Origin of the sequence: Rhizobium sp. R634 (genome assembly GCF_002211305.1) — a bacterium.
In the GTDB taxonomy this organism is placed as follows: domain Bacteria; phylum Pseudomonadota; class Alphaproteobacteria; order Rhizobiales; family Rhizobiaceae; genus Rhizobium.
On the sequence record NZ_LOKW01000012.1, the window covers coordinates 280996 to 306073 of the forward strand.

Annotated in this window: 26 protein-coding genes and 1 pseudogene; 19 read left to right on the top strand and 8 right to left on the bottom strand. The window is 61.9% G+C overall.

The annotated features are described in order from the left end of the window. The first annotated feature begins 45 nt into the window (after positions 1-45). The 6 genes from ATY77_RS15485 to ATY77_RS15510 all read left to right on the top strand — a co-directional run bounded on the left by ATY77_RS15485 (position 46) and on the right by ATY77_RS15510 (position 5735). The gene (locus ATY77_RS15485; protein WP_088688000.1) at positions 46-1089 is read left to right on the top strand and encodes an aldo/keto reductase; all 1044 of its coding nucleotides are present in this window, start codon (positions 46-48) and stop codon (positions 1087-1089) included. Positions 1090-1393: 304 nt separating this feature from the next. Then, positions 1394-1852 (top strand): 30S ribosomal protein S6, encoded by a 459-nt coding sequence (rpsF, locus tag ATY77_RS15490; RefSeq protein ID WP_011424774.1) that lies wholly within the window; start codon positions 1394-1396, stop codon positions 1850-1852. Positions 1853-1864: 12 nt separating this feature from the next. Further along, positions 1865-2113 (top strand): 30S ribosomal protein S18, encoded by a 249-nt coding sequence (gene rpsR, locus ATY77_RS15495; RefSeq protein WP_004680498.1) that lies wholly within the window; start codon positions 1865-1867, stop codon positions 2111-2113. A 155-nt stretch (positions 2114-2268) separates the two neighbouring features. Then, entirely contained in the window at positions 2269-3255 is a 987-nt protein-coding gene (locus ATY77_RS15500) for a DUF2232 domain-containing protein (RefSeq protein WP_088688001.1), read from the top strand. A 21-nt stretch (positions 3256-3276) separates the two neighbouring features. Further along, the gene (rplI, locus tag ATY77_RS15505; RefSeq protein ID WP_088677025.1) at positions 3277-3855 is read left to right on the top strand and encodes a 50S ribosomal protein L9; all 579 of its coding nucleotides are present in this window, start codon (positions 3277-3279) and stop codon (positions 3853-3855) included. A 383-nt stretch (positions 3856-4238) separates the two neighbouring features. Then, on the top strand, positions 4239-5735 hold the full coding sequence (locus ATY77_RS15510; RefSeq protein ID WP_064692681.1) for a replicative DNA helicase: 1497 nt from the start codon (positions 4239-4241) through the stop codon (positions 5733-5735). Between the two features lie 22 nt (positions 5736-5757). Here the strand turns inward: ATY77_RS15510 and ATY77_RS15515 are convergent, their stop codons facing one another. From ATY77_RS15515 to ATY77_RS15525, 3 genes are all read right to left on the bottom strand, one after another. Then, positions 5758-6060 (bottom strand): AzlD domain-containing protein, encoded by a 303-nt coding sequence (locus ATY77_RS15515; RefSeq protein WP_088688002.1) that lies wholly within the window; start codon positions 6058-6060, stop codon positions 5758-5760. Continuing rightward, on the bottom strand, positions 6057-6761 hold the full coding sequence (locus ATY77_RS15520) for an AzlC family ABC transporter permease (RefSeq protein ID WP_088688003.1): 705 nt from the start codon (positions 6759-6761) through the stop codon (positions 6057-6059). The genes ATY77_RS15515 and ATY77_RS15520 overlap by 4 nt, the downstream gene beginning before the upstream one ends. A 67-nt stretch (positions 6762-6828) precedes the next feature. Then, positions 6829-7650: an AraC family transcriptional regulator gene (locus tag ATY77_RS15525; protein ID WP_088677355.1), complete on the bottom strand. Its 822-nt coding sequence runs from the start codon at positions 7648-7650 to the stop codon at positions 6829-6831. 194 nt (positions 7651-7844) lie between these two features. On the opposite strand from ATY77_RS15525, the gene alr reads away from it, so the two are divergent. Next, positions 7845-9008: an alanine racemase gene (gene alr / locus ATY77_RS15530; RefSeq protein WP_088688004.1), complete on the top strand. Its 1164-nt coding sequence runs from the start codon at positions 7845-7847 to the stop codon at positions 9006-9008. 9 nt (positions 9009-9017) lie between these two features. Here alr and ATY77_RS15535 read toward each other — a convergent pair whose 3' ends face one another. After that, the gene (locus ATY77_RS15535) at positions 9018-9653 is read right to left on the bottom strand and encodes a LysE family translocator (protein ID WP_088688005.1); all 636 of its coding nucleotides are present in this window, start codon (positions 9651-9653) and stop codon (positions 9018-9020) included. Between the two features lie 164 nt (positions 9654-9817). On the opposite strand from ATY77_RS15535, the gene radA reads away from it, so the two are divergent. From radA to ATY77_RS15555, 4 genes are all read left to right on the top strand, one after another. Beyond that, positions 9818-11218: a DNA repair protein RadA gene (gene radA / locus ATY77_RS15540; RefSeq protein ID WP_088688006.1), complete on the top strand. Its 1401-nt coding sequence runs from the start codon at positions 9818-9820 to the stop codon at positions 11216-11218. Between the two features lie 90 nt (positions 11219-11308). Further along, positions 11309-11935 (top strand): CvpA family protein, encoded by a 627-nt coding sequence (locus ATY77_RS15545; RefSeq protein ID WP_088688007.1) that lies wholly within the window; start codon positions 11309-11311, stop codon positions 11933-11935. Positions 11936-12167: 232 nt separating this feature from the next. Continuing rightward, entirely contained in the window at positions 12168-13658 is a 1491-nt protein-coding gene (gene purF, locus ATY77_RS15550; RefSeq protein ID WP_088688008.1) for an amidophosphoribosyltransferase, read from the top strand. Positions 13659-13736: 78 nt separating this feature from the next. Continuing rightward, positions 13737-14477, top strand: coding sequence for an SDR family NAD(P)-dependent oxidoreductase (locus tag ATY77_RS15555; protein WP_088688009.1), 741 nt, complete (start codon positions 13737-13739; stop codon positions 14475-14477). 9 nt (positions 14478-14486) lie between these two features. On the opposite strand, the pseudogene ATY77_RS15560 reads toward ATY77_RS15555, so the two are convergent. Continuing rightward, a pseudogene (locus ATY77_RS15560) lies at positions 14487-14630 on the bottom strand (glycosyl hydrolase); the annotation flags it as partial. Positions 14631-14846: 216 nt separating this feature from the next. Between ATY77_RS15560 and cysS the strand changes: the two are divergent. The 8 genes from cysS (at position 14847) to rarD (ending at position 22104) form a co-directional block, all read left to right on the top strand. Continuing rightward, positions 14847-16238, top strand: coding sequence for a cysteine--tRNA ligase (gene cysS, locus ATY77_RS15565; RefSeq protein WP_088688010.1), 1392 nt, complete (start codon positions 14847-14849; stop codon positions 16236-16238). A gap of 231 nt (positions 16239-16469) precedes the next feature. After that, positions 16470-16838: a DUF559 domain-containing protein gene (locus tag ATY77_RS15575; RefSeq protein ID WP_081284230.1), complete on the top strand. Its 369-nt coding sequence runs from the start codon at positions 16470-16472 to the stop codon at positions 16836-16838. Then, positions 16835-17311: a GFA family protein gene (locus tag ATY77_RS15580; protein ID WP_088688011.1), complete on the top strand. Its 477-nt coding sequence runs from the start codon at positions 16835-16837 to the stop codon at positions 17309-17311. The genes ATY77_RS15575 and ATY77_RS15580 overlap by 4 nt, the downstream gene beginning before the upstream one ends. Then, the gene (locus ATY77_RS15585) at positions 17308-17796 is read left to right on the top strand and encodes a GFA family protein (protein WP_088688012.1); all 489 of its coding nucleotides are present in this window, start codon (positions 17308-17310) and stop codon (positions 17794-17796) included. The genes ATY77_RS15580 and ATY77_RS15585 overlap by 4 nt, the downstream gene beginning before the upstream one ends. After that, a complete protein-coding gene (locus ATY77_RS15590) occupies positions 17793-18269 on the top strand; it encodes a GFA family protein (protein ID WP_088688013.1) in 477 nt (158 codons plus the stop codon). The genes ATY77_RS15585 and ATY77_RS15590 overlap by 4 nt, the downstream gene beginning before the upstream one ends. Continuing rightward, positions 18266-19225 (top strand): prolyl aminopeptidase, encoded by a 960-nt coding sequence (gene pip / locus ATY77_RS15595; RefSeq protein ID WP_088688014.1) that lies wholly within the window; start codon positions 18266-18268, stop codon positions 19223-19225. Before ATY77_RS15590 ends, pip begins: the two co-directional genes overlap by 4 nt. A 166-nt stretch (positions 19226-19391) precedes the next feature. Continuing rightward, positions 19392-21005 (top strand): citramalate synthase, encoded by a 1614-nt coding sequence (gene cimA, locus ATY77_RS15600; protein ID WP_088688015.1) that lies wholly within the window; start codon positions 19392-19394, stop codon positions 21003-21005. A 181-nt stretch (positions 21006-21186) separates the two neighbouring features. After that, positions 21187-22104 (top strand): EamA family transporter RarD, encoded by a 918-nt coding sequence (gene rarD, locus ATY77_RS15605; RefSeq protein WP_088688016.1) that lies wholly within the window; start codon positions 21187-21189, stop codon positions 22102-22104. Positions 22105-22137: 33 nt separating this feature from the next. Here rarD and ATY77_RS15610 read toward each other — a convergent pair whose 3' ends face one another. From ATY77_RS15610 to ATY77_RS15620, 3 genes are all read right to left on the bottom strand, one after another. Beyond that, positions 22138-23070 carry a hypothetical protein gene (locus ATY77_RS15610; RefSeq protein ID WP_088688017.1) on the bottom strand — a complete coding sequence of 311 codons (933 nt, stop codon included), beginning with the start codon at positions 23068-23070 and terminating at the stop codon, positions 22138-22140. A gap of 94 nt (positions 23071-23164) precedes the next feature. After that, positions 23165-24172: an alpha/beta hydrolase gene (locus ATY77_RS15615; RefSeq protein WP_088688018.1), complete on the bottom strand. Its 1008-nt coding sequence runs from the start codon at positions 24170-24172 to the stop codon at positions 23165-23167. Further along, positions 24165-25058: an MBL fold metallo-hydrolase gene (locus tag ATY77_RS15620; RefSeq protein WP_088688019.1), complete on the bottom strand. Its 894-nt coding sequence runs from the start codon at positions 25056-25058 to the stop codon at positions 24165-24167. Before ATY77_RS15620 ends, ATY77_RS15615 begins: the two co-directional genes overlap by 8 nt. Between the last annotated feature and the right edge of the window lie 20 nt (positions 25059-25078).

Here is a 25078-nt window from a genome sequence, read left to right on the forward strand (position 1 = left end):
ACTTCCCAAGGCTTCCACCTCAAGATCGCTCCCAAGGTTTTTCCCATGAACTATAATTCGCTCGGCCGCACCGGCATCGCCGTTTCAGAAATTTGCCTCGGCACCATGACGTGGGGTTCGCAGAATAGCGAAACCGACGCTCATGCGCAGATGGATTATGCCGTCGAGAAGGGCGTCAATTTCTTCGATACCGCCGAGCTTTATCCGACCACCCCGGTCTCGGCGGAAACACAGGGCTGGACCGAAGACTATATCGGCAGCTGGTTCAGCAAATCAGGTAAGCGCAGCGATATCGTCCTCGCCACCAAGGTCGCCGGCCGCGGTCGCGATTACTTGCGCGGCGGCGAAGGCGCGGATTCAAAGAACATCCGCCTGGCCCTGGAGGCCAGCCTGAAGCGGCTGAGGACCGATTACGTCGATCTCTATCAGATCCACTGGCCGAACCGCGGCCATTTCCACTTCCGCCAGAACTGGGGCTACAATCCCTTCAACCAGGACCGCGAACAGGCCGTCGCCAACATGCTCGACATCCTGGAAACGCTCGGCGCGCTGGTCAATGAAGGCAAGATCCGCGCAATCGGCCTTTCCAACGAAACCACCTGGGGCATCCAGAAATATCTGACGCTCGCAGAACAGAAGGGCCTGCCGCGCGTCGCCAGCGTCCAGAACGAATACAATCTGCTCTACCGCCATTTCGATCTCGACCTCGCCGAACTCTCGCATCATGAGGATGTCGGTCTGCTCGCCTATTCGCCGCTCGCCGGCGGCATCCTCATCGGCAAATATGTCGGCGGCGTCAGGCCGAAGGGCTCGCGCGGCTCGATCAACCACGATATCGGCGGCCGCCTGCAGCCGCTGCAGGAGCCGGCGACCAAGGCCTACTTGGAGATCGCAGCCCGATACGGGCTCGACCCGGCGGCAATGGCGCTCGCCTTCTGCCTGTCCAGGCCCTTCATGGCCTCGGCCATCATCGGAGCGACCTCCATGGAGCAGTTGAAGGTCGATATCGGCGCGGCCGAGGTGAGGCTGTCGGACGAGGTGCTGGCGGAAATCGCCAAGGTTCACCGACAGTATCCGCTGACGCTGTGATGACGAAGCCCGGCGCCGCCGATTGGTCTCCGTCGGACTCGACTGTCCGATTGGGGTTGCCTTTAGCTGAAAAATCCGTATAAGCCGCCCTGTTCGTTAACCCGGTCTTCTGGCTGGTGGCTGAACGGAGGGCCGGTTTCCTCGTGGAAATCGTTCGGAACGGAAGCGTTCCAGCCTCCCGTGTCTCCGCTCTCGACCGTCTCGGAAACGCTTTTCTTGCCTGGGTCCGCCCAATCAGGAGCAGTCGTTGAGGCTTAGCCGCCGAATATCGGGTTGAACCAAACGCAAGAAAGGCAAAGCTGTCATGGCTCTTTATGAACATGTATTCCTTGCCCGGCAGGATATTTCCGCTCAGCAGGTCGATGCCCTCGTAGAACAGTACAAGGGCGTGATCGAAGCTAACGGCGGTAAGGTCGGGCGCATCGAGAACTGGGGCCTCAAGTCCCTCACCTATCGCATCAAGAAGAACCGCAAGGCGCACTACGCGCTGATGGACATCGATGCACCGCCGGCTGCGATCCAGGAAATGGAACGCCAGATGCGCATCAGCGAAGACGTTCTTCGCTACATGACTATCGCCGTCGAAAAGCACGAAGAAGGCCCGTCTGCCATGCTGCAGAAGCGCGACCGCGACGACCGCGGCCCGCGTGAAGGCGGCGATCGTGGCCCGCGCCGCGAATTCGGCGACCGTCCGCCGCGCCGTGACGGCGACTTCCAGCGTGGCCCGCGTCCGGATCGCGCTCCCCGCGAAGACCGTGCATAAGGAGATATAAGAATGTCTGAAGCTTCCTCCGCACCGGTCCGCCGCCCGTTCCATCGCCGCCGCAAGACCTGCCCGTTCTCCGGCGCAAACGCACCGCGGATCGACTACAAGGACGTACGCCTGCTGCAGCGCTACATTTCCGAGCGCGGCAAGATCGTTCCGTCCCGCATCACGGCCGTTTCCCAGAAGAAGCAGCGCGAACTCGCCCAGGCGATCAAGCGCGCCCGTTTCCTCGGCCTGCTGCCCTACGTCGTCGCCTGATCGGCTGACGCTATCACAATCGAGGGAAGGCATTCGTGCCTTCCCTTCTCCCTTCCGCGATGGGCGTGGATCGGAATTCTTAAAACCCATGTTGAGACGTTTCTGAATTCGATTCAGCAACACCTCTAACTGCTTGATGAAGCAGGACAGCGACCTTGAAACGACCGAACCTTAGAACGCTGCTGATCGGCGCACTCGCCGGATTGACCGCCGCCCTGCTGGTGCTGGGCGCGAGCATGCAGCCGTCGTTTTTCAGCGCGATCCTCTACACGGCCTCGGCGCTTCCGATCCTTATCGTCGGGCTCGGCTGGGGCAATGCCGCCGCGATTTCGGCCGTCGTCACCGCAGCCGCACTCGGCGCGGTCATGATCTCCCCCTCCTTCGCGCTCATCATGACGCTGGTGACGCTGCTGCCGGCCGGCTGGCTCAGCCATCTCGCCAATCTCGCACGTCCCGCCTCCGAGCTCGGCGGCCCTGACCATCTGCTTGCCTGGTACCCGCTCTCCGATATCCTGCTGCATCTCTGCGGCCTGGTGACGATGGCCGTCATCGTCATCGGCGTGATGATCGGCTATGGGCCCGAGGTCACCGATCCGATCGTCGATCTGCTGATCACCTCGGTCAAACAGCAGCAACCGGAATTCATGCCCGATCCGACGGCGACCGCGCAGACCAAATCGCTGATCCTGCTGATGCTGCCGGCGGTGCAAGGCGGCATGTGGGTCAGCATGCTGTTCGCAGCCTATTATTTCGCCGTGCGCATCGTCGCGGCATCAGGCCGGGGTCTTCGTCCGCGCGAGGACATTCCCTCATCGCTGCGCATGAACCGCAATTCGATCTTCATCTTCCTGGCCGGGCTTGCGGCCTGCTTCTTCGGCGGCATCCCGGCGCTGCTCGGGGCGACCGTGATCGGTGCCTTCGGCGCCGGTTTCATGCTCTCCGGCTTCGCCTCGCTGCATTTCCGCACGCGTGGGAAGGACTGGCGCATACCGGCCCTCATCCTCTGCTACCTGGCTTCGATGCTCATGCTTCTGCCCGCTCTCCTCATCCTGGTCGTGGGTCTTAGCGATACGCGCAAGGCGATCGCGCTGACGCCGACGAAAGATGCCGATGCCCCCAAACAATCCGATACGAAAATCTGAGACACAAGAAAGGAAAAGAAAATGGAAGTCATCCTTCTCGAACGCATCTCCAAGCTCGGCCAGATGGGCGAAACCGTAAAGGTTCGCGACGGCTTTGCCCGTAACTACCTGCTGCCGCTCGGCAAGGCGCTGCGCGCCAACGCCGCCAACAAGACCCGCTTCGAAGCCGAGCGCGCGACGCTCGAAGCCCGCAACCTCGAGCGCAAGTCGGAAGCCCAGAAGGTCGCCGACGTTCTCGACGGCAAGTCCTTCATCGTTGTGCGTTCGGCCGGCGAAACCGGCCAGCTCTACGGCTCGGTCGCTGCCCGTGACGTCGTCGAGATTCTCGCCGCCGAAGGCTTCAACATCGGCCGCAACCAGGTTCACCTCAACACGCCGATCAAGTCGATCGGCCTGCACAAGGTCGAGCTGCAGCTGCATGCCGAAGTCGAAATCAACGTCGAGCTGAACGTTGCCCGTTCCGCCGAAGAGGCAGAACGCCAGGCCAAGGGCGAAGAACTCACCTCGGTTGACGCGATCTACGGCGTTGACGAAGACGCGCTGCGTCCGGAAGACTTCTTCGATCCGGAAGCCGATGGCGTCGACGAAGACGAAGCATAATATCGCCGGAGCGATCCGCGTGAGGGAAGCCCGGCCACCGCGCCGGGCTTTTTCGTTTCCGTTCGTTTGGTGCTCAGGCAGCCGCTGGATCATTTTTTACCAGGGGATTGTCTCGATGTTTTTGCTGCGTGCCCGATGTCATGGCGCTAACATCTCCTTCTCCGGAACGGATGAGCTGAGTCGGCTCCGTACCGTGTCCTCAGGGTGACACTGCCAGTATTTCTCTTTTGTGGCGTTTGTGGCACCCCGGACTGTGGAGAAGTCGAACAATGGGCACAGGCGTTCAGGATTTAGGCGAGACCAGCCCCGCTCCGATCGCAGCCTCTTGATTTCTCCATCCGGAATTGCAAATCCGGAGTTGGAAAAAGACAGAACGGATGATGATGAACGACGCCGCTCGAAAGATTGCAGCCGTTGCTCCTTCGGAGCAGCACTATCGCGAAGCACCCAACAACATCGAAGCCGAGCAGGCGCTTCTGGGTGCCATCCTGATGAACAACGACGCCTATTACCGAGTGTCGGATTTCCTCAAGCCGATCCATCTCTACGAGCCGCTGCATCGGAAGATCTTCGAGGTTGCCGGCGACATCATCCGCATGGGCAAGATCGCCAATCCGGTGACGATCAAGACCTTCCTGAAAGCCGACGAGAAGGTCGGCGACATGACCGTCTCGCAATATCTGGCAAGCCTCGTCAGCAACGCGGTCACCGTCATCAATGCCGAGGACTATGGCCGGGCGATCTATGATCTCGCGCTGCGCCGGGCGCTGATCACCATCGGCGAGGACGTCGTCAACATCGCTTATGACGCGCCGCTCGACATGCCGCCGCAGTCGCAGATCGAAGATACCGAACGCCGTCTCTTCGAACTCGCCGAAAACGGCCGCTACGACGGCGGCTTCCAGTCCTTCAACGATGCCGTGGCGCTCGCCATCGACATGGCGGCCGTCGCCAAGGAACGCGACGGCGGGCTCTCGGGCATCTCCACCGGCATCCATTCACTGGATGCCAAGATGGGCGGCCTGCAGCGTTCGGACTTGATCATCCTGGCCGGGCGCCCCGGTATGGGCAAGACCTCGCTCGCAACCAACATCGCCTATAACATCGCCGCCGCCTATGAGGGTGAGGTGCAGTCGGACGGCAGCATGAAGGCCAAGAACGGCGGCGTCGTCGGCTTCTATTCGCTCGAAATGTCGTCTGAACAGCTCGCTACCCGTATCATCTCCGAGCAGACGGAAGTCTCCTCCTCGAAGATCCGCCGCGGCGACATCAACGATGCGGATTTCGAAAAGCTCGTCGCCTGTTCGATGATGATGCAGAAGGTGCCGCTCTATATCGACCAGACGGGCGGTATCTCGATCGCCCAGCTTTCGGCGCGCGCGCGCCGCCTCAAGCGTCAGCGCGGCCTCGACGTGCTCGTGGTCGACTACGTGCAGCTGATGACCGGCTCGGGCAAATCGAGCGACAACCGCGTCCAGGAAATCACCCAGATCACCACCGGCCTGAAGGCGCTCGGCAAGGAACTCAACGTCCCGATCATCGCGCTGTCTCAGCTATCCCGCCAGGTCGAAAGCCGCGATGACAAGCGCCCGCAGCTTTCCGACCTTCGCGAATCCGGCTCGATCGAACAGGACGCCGACGTCGTGCTCTTCGTGTTCCGCGAGGAATATTACGTCAAGAACCAGGAGCCGCGTGATCCCCACGATCCGAAATATCCGGAATGGGAAGCGCTGTTCGACAAGGTGAAGGGCACGGCCGACGTCATCATCGCCAAGCAGCGTCACGGGCCGACCGGCACGGTGAAGCTCGCCTTCCAGGCGGAGTTCACCCGTTTCGCCGATCTCGCCGATCCTTCCTTCATACAGTACGAGGAACATTGACGCGGTTCCCGCGTCGATTTCCTTAGAACCCGGCGACCCGTAACAAGGCAACCGTTGCGACGCCAATTGCGACGCTGACAAGCATGGGGAGACGGCGCGCGGCGATCGCCGTTGCCGCGCAAGCCAAGGTCTCTGCCCACCCGGCCGCAAAAGCGGTCGGGGCAATGACCGCCATCAGCACGGCTGGCGGGATGGCCTCGATCGCCGTTCTGCGCCGTTCATCCATCTCGACATGACGGATCAGGACGAGGCCGCTGATGCGGGTGAAGACCGTTGCGGCGGCCATCGCGAGGATGGCGATCATGGTGTTGAGGTCGAGCGTCATGCCGCCTGCTCCCGTGCCCTGCCCTGCCAGAGCGCCGTTGCCAGCCCGGCCAGAGCGCCGGCGGCGATGTACCAGACCCCCGGCACGAAGTGATGGACCGCGACGGATGCGGCGCCGCTCGCAGCAAGGACGGCGCCGGTTTCCGGCCCTTTCCAGAAACCCATGACGAGCACGATGAAGACGGCCGGAAAGGCGAAGTCGAGGCCGGTGACCGCTGGATTGCCGAGAAAGGCGCCGAGCAGTGCGCCCGCCAGCGAAGAGCCGACCCAGGTGAGGTAGAAAGGCGCGACGATGCCGGCATACCAGGCCGGCGTCAGCCGCATGCTGCCGGCGCGGAATTCCGCCATGGCCCAGAGCTCGTCGGCGAGGAAGAGCATGGCGGCATAACGTTTGACGCCGGAGAAAGACTGCATCTTCGTGCCGATCGACGCGCTCATCAGCACATGGCGGATATTGACCAAGAGGGTTGCGAAGCCGACGCCGATCCACCTTGCCGGATGCGTCCAGATATCCATGGCCACGAATTGCGAACCGCCTGCAAAGACAAGCGCGCTCATCAGCGCCGTTTCCAGCGGCGAAAGCCCCTTGGTGGCCGCGACCGCGCCGAAAACGAGTCCGATCGGCAAGACGGCGACAACAAGCGGAAAAATGGCGCGCATTCCGGCAAGAAATTCGCCGGATGGCCGGCTGTGCTGCAACATGGCAACCTCCTGATCAAGATCGCGGAGGGTTAACCCAGGCGGCCATGGCTGTATTGAACGAAAGTGATCAGCCCGTGCGGAATTGGCCGGGCGTCACACCCGTGCGCGCCTTGAAGTGCCGGGTGAAATGCGCCTGATCGGCAAAACCGCATTCGAGCGCGATATCGGCCGGCATGCGTCCCTGCCGCAGCAGCCGGCGGGCCACCTGCACGCGCCGGTCCGTCAGAAAAGCGTGGGGGGTGATGTGATATTCCTTGCGGAAGGCGCGGATGAGGTGGGCGCGGCTCAGACCCGCCACGCCAGCCAGTTCCTCGAGGCCGACGTCGCTGTCGAAGTTCTCGACGAGGTATTCGCGGGCGCGGGCGACCGCGCTTCGTTCCTTCGTATCGACGGGAACGATGATCGCGCTGCCGTGGCGCGCAAAGATCGCCGCCAGCACCGAAAACATTCCCTCATCGGACTCCAGCGCGCCGGCGCCGCTCTCGAGCGTTCGATGGGCGGCGTGAAAGGCATTGGCAAGCTGTGGATCGCGCGGAAGCCCGCCGGGGAAAGACGGCGTCGCATGAAAGGCCTTGCCGGTGACATCTTCGAGGATATCAACGAACAGCTTCATGTCGGGATAGATCATCCGGTAGCGATAGCCCTCGCCGCCAGGAGCGCCGTCATGGATCACACCGGGATCGATGAGATAAAGGTCGCCCGGGCCGGTTTCTTCCCGCCTGCCGCTCAGAGTGGCGATCTGGCTACCGCTTTCTATCGCGCCGATGCTGAAGGTATCATGCGCATGCGGCGCATATTCATGCGTCAGGAAGGTGGCGCTCAAACACTCCATGTCGCGGAAGCGGCTATCCCGCCAGAAGCGGGCCGATTCCACGTTCGCAAGCGGCATGGCTTCGGCCGCCTCTTTTTGCGATACGTTCTGCATCCACCAAGATTATCGCGGAAGCGCGCACGCGTCTTGAACAAAAGTGATCGTGGGGCAGGCAAAGGGTGTTATGTCACCGCCTGCGCTTTCCCTTGGCGATCATGCTCTTTAAACTAGACTGGCTAAAGCGATTTCCTTTCATTACTTCACGGCGATTCATGACAGATTTTCCCATCCCCTTCGAAGATGACGATCTTTTCGCTTCCGCGGGCCTGCGGCTGACCGTCGATCTGACTGCGCTCACCGAGAACTGGCGCGACATGGCGCGGCGCTCCGGCGCTGCGCGCGCCGCAGCCGTCGTCAAGGCGGACGCCTACGGCATGGGCATCGAGGATGCCGGCGAAGCGCTCTACCTCGCGGGCGCCCGGGATTTTTTCGTCGCGACCGTCGATGAAGGGGTAACGCTTCGCCTCTATGCGCCCGAGGCGCGCATCTTCGTGCTCTCGGGCATATGGCCGGGCACCGAACGGCGCTTCTTCGAGAACGATCTGGTGCCGGTGATCTCCTCCGACGAGCAGCTTGCCTTCTGGATGGCTGTGCTTGCCGATTATGGCGATTACCCTTGCGCGCTGCATGTCGATACAGGCTTCAACCGGCTGGGGCTGCACATCGACGATGCGCTGGCGCTTGCCGACGACGTCTCGCGGCCGGCAAGCTTTGCGCCGGTGCTCGTCATGAGCCACCTCGCCTGCGGCGACGATCCCGGCCATGCGATGAACCGGCGCCAGCTCGAATCATTCCGCAGGGTTAGCGCGGCCTATGAAGGCATCGATTCAAGTCTTGCCGCCTCCGCCGGAATTTTTCTCGGCGAAGACTATCACTTCGACCTGACCCGTCCCGGCATCTCGCTCTATGGAGGCGAAGCGGTCAGCGGCATGGCGAACCCGATGCGCCCGGTCGCCACCGCGGAAGCACGCGTCATCCAGGTACGGACGGTCGAAGCCGGCGAGACCGTCAGCTACGGGCGGGCGCTGCAGCTTCACCGCGACAGCCGGCTGGCGATCATCTCGGCCGGTTATGCCGACGGCTATCTGCGCAGCCAGTCGAGCGGCGGCGTGCCCCTGCGCCAGGCCGTGCCGCAGGGCGGGCAAGGCTTCATCGCCGGACACAAGGTGCCCGTCGCGGGCCGGATCACCATGGATCTGACGATCTTCGACATCACCGACCTGCCGGACAATGCCGTACGCGCCGGCGATTATGTCGAGCTGTTCGGAAAGAACATGTCGCTCGACGAGGTGGCGCGGGCAGCAGGCACCATCGGATACGAGATCCTGACCAGCATGGGGCTGCGCCACGAACGGCGCTATGTGGCCGAGGAGTAGAGCTTGCTGTCAGCGGCTGCTGAGCGCGAGACGGACGCCGAGCGCCACGAAAAGCGCACCGAGACCGCGATCGAGCCACCGTCCGATTTTTTCGTTGTGCCTCAACGCATCTGCAAGGCGCCCGCCGAGAAGGACGAGCGGCGGTTCGATGAAGGCCGCGACGGCGATGATGAGCCCGCCATGCAGCATGAGCTGAGCCCAGGTGGGCCCTGCCCCTTCGACGACGAATTGCGGCAGGAACGCCAAGAAGAATATCGCCACTTTCGGATTGAGCAGCGACACCAGGGTTCCCTGCCGATAGATCCTTGCCGCCGGCAGTTTTTCATCCGCTGCCTTCATCAGGCCGCTGCCGCCACCGGCGCGCAAAGCCTGGATGCCTAACCAGACGAGATAGGCAGCTCCGATCCATTTGACCGTGGAGAAAGCGAAAGCCGAGGCGGCGAGCACGGCGGACAGGCCGAGCGCCGCTATCAGAACATGCAGGCAGGCACCCGACCAAACGCCGAACAGCGCGGAGAAGCCGGCGCGCTTCCCGCCGCGCATCGTGTGGCCGAGGATGAAGGCGATGTCGGGGCCTGGCGAGAGGTTGAGCAAAACCGCCGCCGACAGAAATGCAAGCCAATGAGTCAGCGAATAATCGAACATCTTCCACCATCCTGGATAAGCAGAGCGGGAAACATAGGCACGGCGACCACTGATGGGGAAATCATTAGTTTTGATCCGTCGCGATAGCCATTATCTCAAGCACGACAATGATTCGATGAAGCACGCGACGCTTCATCTTGATAACTCGACTGAAAGAGCGATTGATGGCGAAGGCCAGGACACAGTTCATCTGCCAGAATTGCGGCGCGGTCCATAACCGCTGGGCCGGCAAATGCGATGGTTGCGGCGAGTGGAACACAATCGTCGAAGAAGATCCAATGGGCGGGATCGGCTCCGGCCCCGGCAAGACGCCGAAGAAGGGCCGCCCTGTCGCGCTGACCGCACTCTCCGGCGAGATCGAGGAGGCTCCGCGCATTCATACCGCCATGTCGGAACTCGACCGGGCACTCGGCGGTGGCTTCGTGCGAGGTTCGGCGGTGCTGATCGGCGGCGATCCGGGCATCGGCAAGTCGACGCTGCTGATGCAGGCGGCTGCCGCGCTTGCGCGGCGCGGCCACAAGATCATTTACGTCTCCGGCGAAGAAGCGGTGGCGCAGGTCCGCCTCAGGGCGCAGCGTCTTGCCGCGGCCGATACCGACGTGATGCTGGCAGCCGAAACCAATGTAGAGGATATTCTGGCGACGCTTGCCGAAGGCAAAAGACCGGACCTCGTCATCATCGATTCCATCCAGACGCTGTGGAGCGAACTGGCCGAATCCGCGCCAGGAACGGTGACGCAGGTGCGCACCGGCGTACAGTCGATGATCCGTTTCGCCAAGCAGACGGGTGCGGCCATGGTGCTCGTCGGGCATGTGACCAAGGACGGGCAGATCGCCGGCCCGCGCGTGGTCGAGCACATGGTCGATGCCGTGCTCTATTTCGAAGGCGATCGCGGCCATCACTACCGCATCCTGCGCACGGTCAAGAACCGCTTCGGCCCGACCGACGAGATCGGCGTCTTCGAAATGTCCGACAGAGGTTTGCGCGAAGTCGCCAACCCATCCGAACTCTTTCTCGGCGAGCGCAACGAAAAATCGCCGGGTGCGGCCGTCTTTGCCGGCATGGAGGGCACGCGTCCCGTGCTCGTCGAAGTGCAGGCGCTGGTGGCGCCGACCTCGCTCGGCACGCCGCGGCGCGCCGTCGTCGGCTGGGATTCGGCCCGGCTGTCGATGATTCTGGCCGTACTCGAAGCCCATTGCGGCGTCAGGCTCGGCCAGCACGACGTCTATCTCAACGTCGCCGGCGGTTACCGCATCTCCGAACCGGCGGCGGATCTCGCCGTCGCCTCGGCGCTGGTTTCCTCGCTTGCCGGTATTGCCCTTCCTGCCGATTGCGTCTATTTCGGCGAAGTCAGCCTGTCGGGCGCCATCCGGCCGGTTGCGCACACCGCCCAGCGCCTCAAGGAAGCCGAGAAGCTGGGTTTTTCCGCAGCATTGCTTCCGTCCGCCTCCGCCGAACTGCCGAAGAATTCGGGCGGGCGCTGGAGCGAGGTGGAAAGCCTGCCGGATCTGGTCGCGCGCATCGCCGGCTCGAAGGGGGCGCTGCGTGTGGAAGACGAGGTTTGATCCTTTCATTGCCAAGATTGGTGATGATATAGGAGGCACACGATAAGGCGCGACACGGCCGCCAAGCGGCAGTCCTGGAGTTGAATTTACATGCCCATTACGATTTTCGACGGTATTGTCATCGGCGTCGTGCTCTTCTCCGCCGTGCTGGCGATGGTCCGCGGCTTCTCGCGCGAGATCCTCTCGATCGCAAGCTGGGGCGGCTCTGCCGCCGCCGCCTACTACCTCTACCCCTATCTGTTGCCCTACGCGAAGAAATACACCGATGACGACCGTATCGCGATCGTCGGCTCGGCAGCAGTCGTCTTCCTCATCGCGCTCATCGTCATTTCCTTCATCACGATGAAGATCGCCGATTTCATCATCGACAGCCGCATCGGCGCGCTCGACCGCACGCTGGGCTTCCTGTTCGGCGCCGCGCGCGGCGTGCTGCTCCTGGTCGTCGCCGTCGCCTTCTGGAACTGGCTTGTCGATGTCGACCACCGCCCGGCCTGGGTCAATGAAGCCAAGTCGAAGCCGTTCCTGGATTCGATGGTCGTGAAGCTGAAGGCGGTTCTGCCGGAGCAATTTGCCCAGATGATACCGGAAAGCATCCGTGATAAGCTGCAGCCGCAGGCACAAGGTACCGAGGGCGCCAATCCGCCGGCCGGCGAGCAAGCCCCGGCGGAAGACGCACCGGCGGCGCCCGCAGACGGCGCTCAGCAGCCGGCGAATTGACACAGTGTTCAGCAGCTTGACTCGCCTTTCGGCAATTGCCATTTGAGCGGGACGTGAAATAAGGGTCCGGCCGGGCATTCCAGCTCCGCCGGACCCAAGCCGTTTCAGAGCCGGAAAACGGGATTTGAAAGCGGATGTCGTTCAAGATGAAGTTATCGGAAATCTGCGCGATGTCCGGTATCATGCTATTGGTAATGCCGATCCATTCTTGTGAGAGCAGAGGCCCGCAGAAATGAACCAGTCCCATTCCTTCCCGACCGACGATCCGCTCGACGGAGATACGCTGCATGAGGAATGCGGCGTTTTCGGAATTCTGGGACATCCTGACGCCGCGACCCTTACGGCTCTCGGCCTGCACGCCCTGCAGCATCGCGGACAGGAAGCGGCCGGCATCGTCTCCTTCGACGGCAAGCGCTTCTATCAGGAGCGCCATATGGGCCTCGTCGGCGACCATTATACCAATCCCATGACGCTCGCCCGCCTGCCGGGCGGCATGTCGATCGGCCATACGCGCTATTCCACAACGGGCGAAGTGGCGATGCGCAACGTGCAGCCGCTCTTTGCCGAACTCGAGGAAGGCGGCATCGCCATTGCCCATAACGGCAATTTCACCAACGGCCTGACGCTGCGCCGCCAGATCATCGCCACCGGCGCCATCTGTCAGTCGACTTCCGATACCGAAGTCGTCCTCCACCTCATCGCCCGCTCCCGCCACGCTTCCACGTCCGACCGCTTCATCGACGCCATCCGCCAGATGGAAGGCGGCTATTCGATGCTCGCCATGACGCGTACCAAGCTGATCGCCGCGCGCGACCCGACCGGCATCCGCCCGCTCGTGATGGGCGAGCTGGACGGCAAGCCGATCTTTTGTTCCGAAACCTGCGCACTCGACATTATCGGCGCCAAGTTCATCCGCGACGTGGAAAACGGCGAAGTCATCATCTGCGAAATCCAGCCCGACGGCTCGATCAGCATCGATGCCCGCAAGCCCAGCAAGCCGCAGCCGGAACGCCTCTGCCTGTTCGAATATGTCTATTTCGCCCGGCCGGATTCGGTGGTCGGCGGCCGCAACGTCTATACGACGCGCAAGAACATGGGCATGAACCTCGCCAAGGAAGCGCCGGTCGAGGCCGACGTCGTCGTGCCGGTGCCCGATGGCGGCACCCCTGCAGCGCTCGGCTATGCGCAGGAAAGCGGCATCCCCTTCGAATACGGCATCATCCGCAACCACTATGTCGGCCGCACCTTCATCGAGCCGACGCAGCAGATTCGCGCCTTCGGCGTGAAGCTGAAGCATTCGGCCAACCGGGCGATGATAGAAGGCAAGCGCGTCGTACTGGTCGACGATTCCATTGTGCGCGGTACGACTTCGCTGAAAATCGTGCAGATGATCCGCGAAGCCGGCGCCCGCGAGGTCCATATCCGCGTTGCCAGCCCGATGATCTTCTTCCCCGACTTCTACGGCATCGATACGCCCGACGCCGATAAGCTGCTCGCCAACCAGTATGCCGATGTCGAAGCCATGGCCAAATATATCGGCGCGGATTCGCTGGCCTTCCTGTCGATCAACGGCCTCTATCGCGCCGTCGGCGGCGAGGACCGCAACCCGGCCCGCCCGCAATTCACCGATCACTATTTCACCGGTGACTATCCGACCCGCCTGCTCGACAAGAACGGCGAGTCCATGGGCAACAAGATTTCCATGCTTGCGAGCAACGGCTGAGCCCTTCCGTTTTGACTTTCCCGTTGGAGGGGCCTATTGCGCCCCTCACCTTTCCAAGCACATCCGGAACCCGGGCAGATGAACATCAATCTTGAAGGCAGGATCGCGCTGGTCACAGGCGCATCGCGCGGCATCGGCTACTTCACGGCACTGGAGCTTGCCAAAGCCGGCGCCCATGTGATCGCCTGCGCCCGCACGGTCGGCGGGCTGGAAGATCTTGACGACGCGATCAAGGCCGTCGGCGGCAGCGCCACACTCGTGCCGTTCGATCTCGCCGACATGAATGCGATCGATGCGCTCGGCGGCTCCATCTTCGAGCGCTGGGGCAAACTCGATATCCTCGTCGCCAATGCCGGTGTGCTCGGCGTGATCTCGCCGATCGGCCATATCGAGGCGAAGGTCTTCGAAAAGGTGATGAACATCAACGTCACCGCGACATGGCGGCTGATCCGTTCGGTCGATCCGCTGCTCGCGCGCTCGGATGCCGGCCGCGCCGTCATCCTGTCCTCGGGAGCAGCCCACAAATGCCGTCCCTTCTGGGGCGCCTACTCCGCCTCCAAGGCTGCCGTCGAGGCCTTAGCCCGCACCTGGGCCGGCGAGACGCAATCGACGCCGCTGCGCATCACCAGCGTCGATCCGGGCGCAACCCGCACGGCGATGCGCGCCCAGGCCGTGCCGGGCGAAGATCCGGAGACGCTGCCGCATCCTTCCGAGGTCGCCAGGGCGATCCTGCCGCTGCTCGGTCCCGGCGTGACGGAGACGGGTAAGCTGTTCATTGTCCGCGAGAACAAGCTCGCGGACTACCGGCTGCCGGAATAGGCTCGCGACTCAATTGGCTGCAACAGCCGGGAACAGGTGAGCGAAACCCGTTCCCGACGGCCAAAGCGCATTGAGATCCACTGCTCCCTGAATGCGGTCCACCGTGCCGTTATCGGCAAATTGCCGGATCAACCAACGACCGCAGCCTTCTTGCACCCACGCTTTCATCGTATTTTCGCCCTCTTGACCAAATGTCTTTCCCGCGCCATAAAACGCGGCATGAAAACGGTTATCTGCATTATCTGCGGAAAGATTATTCGCTAGCGCAAGCGCTGGCCCGGCCGTTTTCGTCTCCCAAATAGTCAAGATGCGAAACGCCCCGGCCCGCCGGTTGCGATATTTTCTGAACGTGCGTTTTGGGAGAGTGAAATGGGCGGCACGCCGGAACTGAAACTGTACAACACGCTGACGCGGGAGAAATCGGCCTTCAAGCCGATCGATGCCGAGAATGTCCGCATGTATGTCTGCGGCCCGACCGTCTATGATTTCGCCCATATCGGCAACGCGCGGCCGGTCATCGTCTTCGACGTGCTGTTCCGGCTGCTGCGGCACGTCTATGGCGAAAGCCACGTCACCTATGCCCGCAACATCACCGACGTCGACGACAAGATCAATGCGCGGGCGCTGAGAGACCATCCCGGCCTGCCGCTGAACGACGCGATCCGCGCGGTCACGGAAAAGACCGAGACGCAGTTTCACGCCGATGTCGCCGAGCTCGGCTGCCTGGAGCCGAACGTCGAGCCGCGCGCCACCGACAATATCGAAGAAATGATCGAGATCATCGGGAAGCTGATCTCCAATGGCCATGCCTATGTGGCGGCAGGCGAAGTGCTGTTCGACACCAGGTCCATGGCCGATTACGGTCAGCTTTCGAAGCGTCCCCTCGACGAGCAGCAGGCTGGCGCCCGCGTCGCCGTCGATGCGCATAAGAAGAACCCCGGCGATTTCGTGCTCTGGAAACTGTCGAGCCATAACGAACCCGGCTGGGAGAGTCCCTGGGGCCGCGGCCGGCCCGGCTGGCACATCGAGTGCTCGGCAATGAGCCGGCGCTATCTCGGCGATATCTTCGACATTCACGGCGGCGGGCTGGACCTGATCTTCCCGCATCATGAAAACGAGATCGCCCAGTCGCGCTGCGCCCACGGCACCGAGGTGATGGCGAATGTCTGGATGCATAACGGCTTCGTGCAGGTCGAAGGCCGCAAGATGTCGAAGTCCGAAGGCAATTTCGTCACCATCCACGATCTGCTGCACACGCAGATTTTCGGCGGCCGCAAGTGGCCGGGCGAGGTGCTGCGTCTTGCCATGCTGATGACGCATTACCGCGAGCCGATCGATTTCTCGATCAAGCGGCTGGAGGAGGCCGAACGCCTGCTCGCCAAATGGCCGGCAACGGAGCCCGGCGATGCCGAGCCTGATGAGACCGTGCTGAACGCACTCGCGGACGACCTCAACACGGTTGCGGCAGTGCAGGCATTGCATGCGCTGGCGCAGGCCGCCCATAGCGATCCCGCCGCAGGCGCCAGCTTTGCCGCAACGGCTGCCCTTCTCGGCGTATTGCCGAAGAAAGCCGAAATCGACGAAGCCGTCGCAGCGGCGGTCGATGCGCTTGTTGCCATGCGCCTGGAAATGCTGAAGGCGAAGAATTTCGCCGAGGCCGACAAGATTCGCGACGAACTGATGGCCAAGGGCATCCAGCTGAAGGACGGCAAGGATCCGGCGACGGGCGAGCGGGTGACGACGTGGGAGATGAAGCGGTAGATGGGTTGGGCGGCAAGAGATACCCCCCTCTGCCCTGCCAGGCATCTCCCCCACAAGGAGGGAGATCGGCTGGGGGCGCCCGCTCGCCAGGGCATCAGCCCGGCACTAGGCGGCTTCCGCCATCTGAGGCATTTAAACGAGTCGAGAGGCCGCTGCTATCCGATCTCCCCCCTTGTGGGGGAGATGCCCGGCAGGGCAGAGGGGGGTATAGCCCAGCGCGAGAGACCGGACATGTCGCACACACCAGTTCCGTCGCAACGACGGGCAAATGCCCGGCGCATGCGCAAGGCTATGACCGATGCTGAACTGAAGCTCTGGAACGAAGTTCGCGCCCATCGCCTGATGGGCCTTAGTTTTCGCAGGCAGATGCCGATCGCAGGTTATATCGTCGATTTCGCCTGCCCCACTCACCGCCTGATCGTCGAAATAGACGGCTCGCAGCACGGTCATAGCGCGAACGCTTCTTACGACGACAACAGGACCCAGCGCCTTCAAGCAGACGGCTGGATTGTTCTTCGTTTCTGGAATGACGATATCCTCCAGGATATCGACAACGTGTGCAGCCACATCATCCGTACCATCGGGAAGGACCTGCCATGACCACCTATACCGGCGGATGCCAGTGCGGTGCGGTGCGTTTTCGCGTCAGCGGCGAACTGAAGGATTCGTCGATCTGTCATTGCCGCATGTGCCAGAAGGCGTTCGGGGCCTATTATGCGCCGCTGGTTTCGGTGCGCGCCGCCGCGTTCGAATGGACGCGGGGAGCGCGCAAGAAATTCCGCTCCTCCAATTTCGTCGAGCGCGGCTTCTGCGGCAATTGCGGCACGCCGCTGACCTATGAGGCGCCCGACGGAATGGCGGTTGCCGCCGGTGCGTTCGACGAGCCCTCGCTGCTGCCGCCGACCATCCAGTGGGGCGTGGAAGGCAAGATTGCCTTCGTCGATCATCTGCATGAACTGCCGGGAGAAAGAACCGAGGCCGATTTGACGGCAGGCTCCTTCCTGCATGAACTCGTTTCCTATCAACATCCCGACCATGATACGTCGGTCTGGCCGCCGGAGGATCGCGCTTGAGCGAAGTCACGACGTATGCCGGCGGATGCCAGTGCGGCGCGGTGCGTTACCGCGCGCACGGCGAACTCGGCTATCCCCATGTCTGCCATTGCCGCATGTGCCAGAAGGCGGCCGGCAACTATTTCCTGCCGCTCGCTGCGGCAAAGCGTCAGGATTTCGACTTGATCCGTGGCGAGCCGAAATGGTTCCGCTCTTCCGATCTCGTGCGGCGCGGCTTCTGCGGCGATTGCGGCACGCCGCTCTTCTACGATATTCCGGAAGCGGACTTCATCAACATCGCGCTCGGCTCACTCGATGATCCCGATGCGGTTCGGCCCGTGATGCAATCCAACACCGGCCGCAGGATGTCCTGGTTTCACGCCCTCGACGGGCTGCCTGTGGAAGCCGAGCCTGAAACGCCCGACCGCGAGAACGCGATCGCGGCAAGCAACCATCAGCATCCCGACCACGACACGAAAAGCTGGCCCCTCGGAGAAACGCCATGACGGACACGATCAAGACAGGCGGATGCCAGTGCGGCGCCGTGCGCTTCCGCATCTCGGGCAAGCTGGGGCGACCCTCGATCTGCCATTGCCGCATGTGCCAGAAGCAGTTCGGCGGCTTCTTCTCCGCGCTCGTCACCGCGCCGGAGGAAGGGATGGAGTGGACGCGCGGCGAGCCGAGCTACTTCCAGTCCTCGGTCAATATCGACCGCGGCTTCTGCAGCAATTGCGGTACGCCGATGACCTATCGCCATCCCGGCGGCCTCGAGCTTGCGATCGGCACTTTCGACGACCGCAGCGATCTCGCGCCGCAGATCCAGGTCAATTACGATGCCCGCCTGCCCTGGGTCGAGCAGATCTTCGACGCGCCGGTGCTGAAGGATCAGGATTTTTACGCGCGGCAGGAAGCAATCATCTCCTTCCAGCACCCCGATCAGGATACTGAAGTCTGGCCCGCGAAAGGCGTGAAAATATGACCGAGACACTGCGCACCCTCTATCCCGAAATCGAAGCCTATGCTTCCGGCCATCTCGATGTCGGCGATGGTCATGTGATCTATTGGGAGCGCTCGGGAACCCCGGGCGCCAAGCCCGCCGTCTTCCTGCATGGCGGCCCGGGCGGCGGCTTCTCGCCAGCCCATCGCCGGCTTTTCGATCCCGCTCTCTATGACGTCATGCTGTTCGATCAGCGCGGCTGCGGCAAGTCGACGCCGCATGCCGAACTCGACGCCAACACGACCTGGCACCTCGTTGCCGATATCGAGCGGCTGCGCGAGATGGCCGGCGTCGACAAATGGCAGGTGTTCGGCGGCTCCTGGGGCTCGACACTGGCGCTCGCCTATGCCGAAAAGCATCCGGAACGCGTCTCCGAGCTCATCCTGCGCGGCATCTATACGCTGACCAAGGCCGAGCTCGACTGGTACTATCAGTTCGGCGTGTCGGAAATGTTCCCCGAGAAGTGGGAACACTTCATCGCTCCGATCCCGGCGGAAGAACGCCATGAGATGATGCATGCCTATCATCGCCGCCTGACGCATGCGGACAGGAATGTGCGCCTTCAGGCAGCGCAGGCCTGGAGCATCTGGGAAGGCGAAACGATCACGCTTCTGCCGGAGCCTTCGACGAGCGGCAAGTTCGAGGAGCCGGACTTCGCCTATGCATTCGCCCGCATCGAGAACCATTTCTTCGTCAATGCCGGCTGGATGGATGAAGGGCAGTTGATCCGCGACGCCGGCAAGCTGAAAGATATTCCAGGCGTTATCGTGCACGGCCGTTACGACATGCCCTGCCCGGCCAAATATGCCTGGCTGCTGCACGAGGCCTGGCCGAAGGCGGAGTTCCACGTGATCGAGGGCGCCGGCCATGCCTATTCGGAGCCGGGCATTCTCGACCGGTTGATCCGGGCGACCGATAAGTTTGCCGGGAAGATATAACCTGGTGCCGTGAAGCCCCCTCACCCTAGCCCTCTCCCCGAGGGGAGAGGGGACAAGGCGCGCAAGGCAGCTACCCCTTCTCCCCTCGGGGAGAAGGTGCCCGAAGGGCGGATCAGGGGGCTTCCGCACAACAGAAAACAACACCCGCCTGGCGGGAGGAAACGACATGAAAGAACGCATCTACCTCTTCGACACGACACTCCGGGACGGGCAGCAGACGCCCGGCATCGATTTTTCCGTCGAGGACAAGATTGCGATCGCCGCCATGCTGGATGAGTTCGGCCTGGACTACGTCGAGGGCGGGTATCCCGGCGCCAATCCGACGGATACCGCCTTCTTCAGCGAGAAGCGCACCAGCCAAGCCACCTTCGTCGCCTTCGGGATGACGAAGCGGGCGGGCGTTTCGGTCTCCAACGATCCGGGCCTTGCCGGGCTGCTGCAGTCGAAAAGCGACGCCATCTGCTTCGTCGCCAAGAGCTGGGACTATCATGTCGCCGTGGCGCTTGGATGCACCAATGAGGAGAACCTCGAATGCATCGGCGAAAGCGTCAAGGCTGCGGTCGGCGCTGGCAAGGAGGCGATCGTCGATTGCGAGCATTTCTTCGACGGTTTCACGGCCAATCCGGCCTATGCGCTCGCCTGCGCCAAGACCGCCTATGAGAGCGGCGCCCGCTGGGTGGTGCTCTGCGACACCAATGGCGGCACGCAGCCGCCGGAGGTCCGCGCCATCGTCGAGGCGGTGATCGCTTCAGGCGTGCCCGGCCGCTGTCTCGGCATCCATGCCCATAACGACACCGGCCAGGCCGTCGCCAATTCATTGGCCGCGGTCGAAGCCGGCGTCCGACAGATCCAGGGCACCTTGAACGGCATCGGCGAGCGCTGCGGCAATGCCAATCTGGTGACGCTGATCCCGACCCTGGCGCTGAAGAGCGCCTACAACACACGTTTCGAAACGGCGATCGACGAGGAGCGGCTGCTGAATCTCACCCGGCTGTCGCACGCCTTCGACGAGCTTCTCAACCGCTCGCCGGATCACCAGATGCCTTATGTCGGCGCTTCCGCCTTCGCCACCAAGGCCGGCATCCATGCTTCGGCTCTGTTGAAAGATCCGCGCACATACGAACACGTGCCGCCAGAAAGCGTCGGCAATTTCCGAAAGGTGATGGTCTCCGATCAGGGCGGCAAGGCGAATTTCATCAACGCGCTGAAGCGGCGCGGCATCATCGTCGCCAAGGACGACCCGAAGCTCGACCTCCTGATCTCGATCGTCAAGGAACGAGAATCCATCGGCTATGCCTATGAGGGCGCCGATGCAAGCTTCGAGCTCCTGGCGCATCGCACGCTCGGCACCATCCCGGAATTCTTCACCATCGAAGGCTTCCGAGTGATGATCGAGCGCCGCTTCGACAGTCTCGGCCGCGTGAAAATCGTCTCGGAAGCGGTGGTCAAGATCACCATCGATGGACAGACGCTGATGTCGGTTGCCGATGCCGAAGGCCCGGTCAACGCGCTCGACCTGGCGCTGCGCAAGGATTTCGGCAAGTATCAACACGAGATCGACGATCTGGTGCTCGCCGATTTCAAGGTGCGTATCCTCAATGGCGGCACGGAGGCGATTACCCGCGTGCTGATCGAATCCACCGACAGCGACGGCGTGCGCTGGTGGACGGTCGGCGTCTCGGAAAATATCATCGACGCCTCCTTCCAGGCACTGATGGATTCGGTCATCTACAAGCTGATGAAGAACCGGCAGCTGGCCGGCAAGATAGCGGCGGAATAAGATTTTCCGCCGGTTCGGCGAGAATATCCGAATCTGCACCCGGAAATCGCAAGCCGCGTTTGGTCCATCGCCGCGTCTTGCGCTTCAAATCCTCTCACCGTTCATTCAACGAAATGAATTGGCCTATTCACGGCGCTTAAGCTAGGCCGGATCAGAAGAAGAACAAAGATGGAAACACCCGATGTCCACCGACGCATCCGTTCCGCTGATCAAGAACGAAGATAGTCCACGCGGTTTTGCCTTCGCGCTGACGGCCTATCTGCTCTGGGGCTTCCTGCCGTTTTACATGAAGGCGGTAGCGCATATTCCGCCATCCGAGGTGATCGCGCATCGCATCATCTGGTCGCTGCCGCTGGCAGGCATCGTGCTGATCCTGCTCGGGCGCACCGGGGATATTCGTGCGGCGCTGCGCTCGCCGCGCATGCTGGCGATGGGGGCGTTGACGGCCTCGCTGATCACCGTCAACTGGGGCACCTATGTCTGGGCGATCGGCGCCGGCCATTCGCTCGATGCAGCACTTGGCTATTTCATCAATCCGCTGTTCAGCATCTTCCTCGGCGCGGTGCTCCTCAAGGAGAAGCTGCAGCCGCTGCAGATCGCGGCGATCGCGCTTGCGGGGCTCGCCGTCGCCATTCTCGCCTTCGATAGCGGCGGCATTCCATGGGTGGCGCTGACGCTGGCTGTCAGCTGGGGTTTTTATGCTTTGCTGCGCAAGACACTGCCACTCGGGCCGAACCAGGGGTTCTTCCTCGAGGTGCTGATCCTCAGCGGGCCGGCCCTACTCTATATACTCTATCTCGAATTCAGCAGCGGCCTGGGGCATTTTTACCGCACCAGTCTTGCCGACACAGCCCTGCTGCTCGGCTGCGGCGTCGTGACCGCCGTGCCGCTGATGATCTATGCGAACGGCGCCAAGCTCCTGAAGCTCTCGACGATCGGCATCATGCAATATATCGCGCCGACGATGATCTTCCTGATCGCCGTGTTCGCCTTTGAAGAGCCGCTCGGCACGGCGCGCATGACCGCCTTCCCGTTGATCTGGGCGGGGCTGTTCTTCTACAGCTGGTCGATGCTCAAAGGGAGCCGCGGAAGGATGTAGCCGTTGCGCTCGTCTCGACCCGACCGACTTGGCTCAAAGCCAGGACAGCAGAGCTGTGCGGACCAGGATTCCGGCCAGTGCGCTGAAGACTGCGACGCCTGCTACCGAGCGGAGCGCCGGCACCGAAGCGATAAGAATGGAGAGGCCAGGAAGGTCAAGAGGGTTTAGCAGAAATGCGGATCCGTGAATGATTTTCTCTGGCGTAAGACTCAGTTCCTTGTGGGCGTCGAGTAACAGCGTGACCGTTGCGCTCGATCCTGCCAGGCACTTTGTGAGGAAGAACAGCACATCCTGCTGCGAGGCGCCGAGCAGCTGAAGCAATGGCTGCGCAACGGACGTGAAAGCCGAAAGTGCGCCTGTACTTTGGGTCAGCCTTACCAGGGCAAGTGAGATCACGAGCACCGGCAGGATCGCAGCAATGACGCCAATGGCATCTGCGCCACCGCGATTGATCGCGGCCAGCAGATCGCGCCTGACGACGTCGTGGTCATCCGCCCTGTCGCAGGAACAGATCTTTCCAGGCAAGGAACGGCGGCCGACGATCCAACCGGCGAGAGTGGACGCAGCGAGCGCCCCGCAAATGCCGTTCATTATGATCGAGCCCGGATCGACACCGAGGTTTGCGAGCGGAAAACTGGCATTCGCCGGCGCCGCCGCAAGCACCGCGGCAAAGGCCGCGGCCATAAATTTCTCCGACGTTCTTTTATGCGCCATCAGCGTCAGGGCAGCGACCGGGGCAGCCGAACTCACGAGGCTGAGCTGGATGATTGCCAAAACCCCAAAACCGTCCAGACCGAAAGGTCTGAACAGCGGGTTTACCTTGCCGGCGATTGATCGCAACGCGCTCACGCTCTCGAGGTAGCGCATCAGCGAAAATGTCACGATCATGAGAGGCAGAAAGGTGAATATCGCGATGTCGACGGCACTTCGCCCGGCATCCAGGATGGCGGTTATCAGAATTGTCATGGAAACGAATGGCTCGATGGCCGGGTGAACGCGCGGCCGGCTTGATGGAGGAAGCAGGCTCCGGATTCGATGCCGGAGCCTGGTCGTTCAGACTCTATTCCGGTTTGAAAGCTTCATCGAAGAAGCGGACGACCTCGGCATAGGCCTGCATGCGGTGGCTCTCCATCAGGGCCAGATGTGTCGCCTCCCCGATTTCCACCCATCGCCTGTAGGAGGCGCCGGTCAGCTGCTCGAAATAGGCCCGCGCCAGATCAAGCGGAACGTCGATGTCCCATTCGCCGTGCAACAGCAGCACCGGCGCGCGAATCTCGCTCGGTTGATAATATGGGGTTCCAGCTCTCCAGTAGGTGCGGATGTCTTGGATCGGCCCGTTGGTGGCGCGAAGTTTGCCTTGCTCCCTATCGTCTTGCGACGTCTCCTCCGAGAGGGTCAATTCCGACCAGAGATCGAACCAGCCCTCGGGCACAAGACGTTCACGCGCGTATTCAGGTGCGGTGCCCAGCCAACGCGCCAGGGCCGCTTTGACGGGAACAAGCCTGTAGGAGCCGAGGGAACCGCCCTGGTCGATGGGAATGGGAACGTCACTCAGCCATTGTGGCGCGAGCAGCGCGAGCTTGACGACCTTGTCGGCGTTGCGAGCAGCATATGCGCCGGCTACGGTACCGCCCCACGACATTGCGAACACGTTGACAGCCTTCAGGCCCCGAAGTCGAAGCACGAACTCGACAGCCGTTGCGAAGTCGGTGACGCCCGTGTCGGTGGAAACAAGGGGCGGGTTGAGATCGGGCTGCGCCTGCATTTCCGGTGGACGGGTCGATTTTCCGTAGCCCCGGACATCGACGGCAAAGACGTCGAACCCATGATGCGCGAGGAAGTCGATGAAGGACATTCCATTGAAGGGAACGTCGTAAAGACTTCCGGACGAGAAGGTCGCTCCATGCACCATCACGATTGTTTTCTCCGCAAGAAAGACTTTGTGGTCCTTCCTTCGCTTATTGCGCAGATAGAGCTTGATGCCCTCGGTTCCGCAGTCGACATAATGCTCGTCGAATAAGATCTGACTGGCGTCAAAAGCTGAGGATGCGAGCTCGTTGTTAGACATAGGACCACCTGAATTTTTCGCCGTCGCGGGTGACATAACCAGCAGACGAACCGGGGAAATGCGTGGAGAAGTACATGGCGCAATTATCAGCTGCGAGTTCGAGGACGCGCTGTCTGGACTGGGCAGCCTGATCCAGGAATTCGCAGAAGACCGTGTTGAGGTCGGGCCGTTCCACCTGGATCGGATGGTGCATGACATCGCCGGCGAAGATTGCCGCTTCATTGTCCGCCTCCAGCATAACGGACATATGGCCGATGCTGTGCCCAGGCGTCGGCAAGAAGATGAATCGATCGAGGAAAGGACCGCCTGCGCTGTCGATGAAATCGGCAAGCCCCGCCTCGATCACCGGCCTTACGCTGTCTTCATAGACGCCGAGGCTGGGAATGTTGACGTCGTTGTGACTCGCCGTCGACGCGTAATATTCCTGCTCGGCGCGTGGGAAGACGTAGCGGGCGTTTTTGAAAGTCGGGATCCATCGTCCGTCCTGAAGCACGGTATTCCAGCCGGAATGATCGACGTGGAGATGGGTATTGATGACGAAGTCGACATCTTCGGGCTCGACACCCGCCTGACGCAGCCTATCGAGAAACGGAATGGTCTGACGATGGAAGCCGGAATTGCGCGGTCTCTCCTTGTCGTTCCCCGAGCCCGTGTCGATGAGGATGACGTGGTCGGGCGTGATGACAAGCCAGCTATGAATGCTCACTACAAGGGCATCGCGGCCCTCTTCCATATCGACGGCGGAAAGCCGCGGCTCGACCGCCTTGATCTCCTCAGATCCGGCAGTCGGGTAGAGGAATGAGGGCGGAACGTCGTGAAGGTACTGCTCCTGCACCTTTCTCACTGTCACGCCGGCAATACGATATTCCTTTCCAAGATCGCTCATGGAATTCCTTTCGAGTTGAA

Coding starts and splice junctions, on each gene's coding strand:
- cysS (WP_088688010.1), top strand. CDS start 14,847: ATGGGCGGCACGCCGGAACTGAAACTGTACAACACGCTGACGCGGGAG.
- ATY77_RS15520 (WP_088688003.1), bottom strand. CDS start 6,761: ATGTTGCAGCACAGCCGGCCATCCGGCGAATTTCTTGCCGGAATGCGC.
- ATY77_RS15620 (WP_088688019.1), bottom strand. CDS start 25,058: ATGAGCGATCTTGGAAAGGAATATCGTATTGCCGGCGTGACAGTGAGA.
- ATY77_RS15525 (WP_088677355.1), bottom strand. CDS start 7,650: ATGCCGCTTGCGAACGTGGAATCGGCCCGCTTCTGGCGGGATAGCCGC.
- rplI (WP_088677025.1), top strand. CDS start 3,277: ATGGAAGTCATCCTTCTCGAACGCATCTCCAAGCTCGGCCAGATGGGC.
- rpsF (WP_011424774.1), top strand. CDS start 1,394: ATGGCTCTTTATGAACATGTATTCCTTGCCCGGCAGGATATTTCCGCT.
- ATY77_RS15485 (WP_088688000.1), top strand. CDS start 46: ATGAACTATAATTCGCTCGGCCGCACCGGCATCGCCGTTTCAGAAATT.
- ATY77_RS15575 (WP_081284230.1), top strand. CDS start 16,470: ATGTCGCACACACCAGTTCCGTCGCAACGACGGGCAAATGCCCGGCGC.
- ATY77_RS15515 (WP_088688002.1), bottom strand. CDS start 6,060: ATGACGCTCGACCTCAACACCATGATCGCCATCCTCGCGATGGCCGCC.
- ATY77_RS15535 (WP_088688005.1), bottom strand. CDS start 9,653: ATGTTCGATTATTCGCTGACTCATTGGCTTGCATTTCTGTCGGCGGCG.
- pip (WP_088688014.1), top strand. CDS start 18,266: ATGACCGAGACACTGCGCACCCTCTATCCCGAAATCGAAGCCTATGCT.
- ATY77_RS15545 (WP_088688007.1), top strand. CDS start 11,309: ATGCCCATTACGATTTTCGACGGTATTGTCATCGGCGTCGTGCTCTTC.
- ATY77_RS15555 (WP_088688009.1), top strand. CDS start 13,737: ATGAACATCAATCTTGAAGGCAGGATCGCGCTGGTCACAGGCGCATCG.
- radA (WP_088688006.1), top strand. CDS start 9,818: ATGGCGAAGGCCAGGACACAGTTCATCTGCCAGAATTGCGGCGCGGTC.
- ATY77_RS15615 (WP_088688018.1), bottom strand. CDS start 24,172: ATGTCTAACAACGAGCTCGCATCCTCAGCTTTTGACGCCAGTCAGATC.
- rpsR (WP_004680498.1), top strand. CDS start 1,865: ATGTCTGAAGCTTCCTCCGCACCGGTCCGCCGCCCGTTCCATCGCCGC.
- purF (WP_088688008.1), top strand. CDS start 12,168: ATGAACCAGTCCCATTCCTTCCCGACCGACGATCCGCTCGACGGAGAT.
- ATY77_RS15610 (WP_088688017.1), bottom strand. CDS start 23,070: ATGACAATTCTGATAACCGCCATCCTGGATGCCGGGCGAAGTGCCGTC.
- ATY77_RS15580 (WP_088688011.1), top strand. CDS start 16,835: ATGACCACCTATACCGGCGGATGCCAGTGCGGTGCGGTGCGTTTTCGC.
- rarD (WP_088688016.1), top strand. CDS start 21,187: ATGTCCACCGACGCATCCGTTCCGCTGATCAAGAACGAAGATAGTCCA.
- cimA (WP_088688015.1), top strand. CDS start 19,392: ATGAAAGAACGCATCTACCTCTTCGACACGACACTCCGGGACGGGCAG.
- ATY77_RS15510 (WP_064692681.1), top strand. CDS start 4,239: ATGAACGACGCCGCTCGAAAGATTGCAGCCGTTGCTCCTTCGGAGCAG.
- alr (WP_088688004.1), top strand. CDS start 7,845: ATGACAGATTTTCCCATCCCCTTCGAAGATGACGATCTTTTCGCTTCC.
- ATY77_RS15590 (WP_088688013.1), top strand. CDS start 17,793: ATGACGGACACGATCAAGACAGGCGGATGCCAGTGCGGCGCCGTGCGC.